This window comes from Bartonella sp. AP258QHHD (genome assembly GCF_042196145.1).
Taxonomy (GTDB): domain Bacteria; phylum Pseudomonadota; class Alphaproteobacteria; order Rhizobiales; family Rhizobiaceae; genus Bartonella.
Genome location: NZ_JBHIPR010000040.1, coordinates 1 through 1,213, shown reverse-complemented (window position 1 = coordinate 1,213; position 1,213 = coordinate 1). Strand labels below are relative to the sequence as shown.

General features: G+C 31.3%; 1 protein-coding gene. It reads right to left on the bottom strand.

From position 1 onward, the window contains the following. Positions 1-829: 829 nt before the first annotated feature. Positions 830-1,213, bottom strand: a 384-nt coding sequence (locus tag ACFIMM_RS03935; RefSeq protein WP_375692631.1) for an autotransporter outer membrane beta-barrel domain-containing protein, incomplete at its 5' end; no start/stop codon positions are given.

Here is a 1,213-nt window from a genome sequence, read left to right as displayed (position 1 = left end):
TTGATTTAGGAAAATTTCATGCAATAATTCAGAATGCTCATTCATCATTTTAGATATTGAATAAAAACTAAATATTATAAATTTCTTTCATTTCAAACCTGTTTATATTTAATCAATTAACCCCTTGTCCATCACAAACGAAGCTGGCATGCAAAGAAGGACTTTTGAAAAAAGGTAAATTACTTCTTATGAACATTCTCGAGTGCTAAAATCTGCGCAAATATTGAATGCTGAAAAAAGAATGGTGATATCCGCGCATGACCGCAATGAAAATAATATCCTGTATCTTATCGAAATTTCTCTGCCACCTATCACTTACAAAACAACAACCATAACAACACGATAAAGCATACTTTACTTTTATTATAATTTGACCTCAAACTCCCTCTTTTTGTTCTAAAAATAAGTATCTATCCAAAATTCTTAAGTAAACATCCTAAAAAAGAAACAAATAATATGCGTATTAAATGATATAAACGTGAATAAAGTTCTAAAACAAAATTCAAAACAATGCATAAAACTCATAAAGACTAAACTTATGATCTATAAAAATGAATAAAGAAATGGACAAAAACAACCACCTATATCGTCTCTTTTGAAAGATTATGCCGAAAGCATTCAGCATTCAAACTTTTCATATTCACAATGAAATCTGTCCTCATATCTTAACATCAAAAATTTTAGAAAAATTTCTCATCGCATAAAAGAAAGCATCTATTGTAATCTTTTATATCAAAAAATAACCATATTGATGAAGCAAAATAAATTTTAATACATTAAAAGGCCGAAAATCTTCTGCCTTTTAACTAAAAATACATATTGCAGCTCATCAAAAGAGGTGGCGCAATCCAGCAGAGAAACTCGTTCCAGAAAAACCAATTTTCTTAAATCTATGCTGATAAGTGACATCTCCACGAAGAGAAAGTTTTGATGAGAGACGGGCATTAAACCCAACCCCTGCTTCCAAAGAAGAACCAAAGGAACCTAACTGAAAATCGTTTTTAAAAGAAACGAATTGCTTATCTTCAAAACTATGCAAATAAGAAAGCTTACCATAAAAAGAAACTTCACGTCCCTCTTCCACAACACCTAACGTCTTGCTTAAACGCCCACCAACACGCCCCACCCATTGATGAAATTTTCCTAAATCAACATCAAGATTATCAATATCACGCGCCTGATTAAACTGAAGATGCTGATAAACAACCTGAAT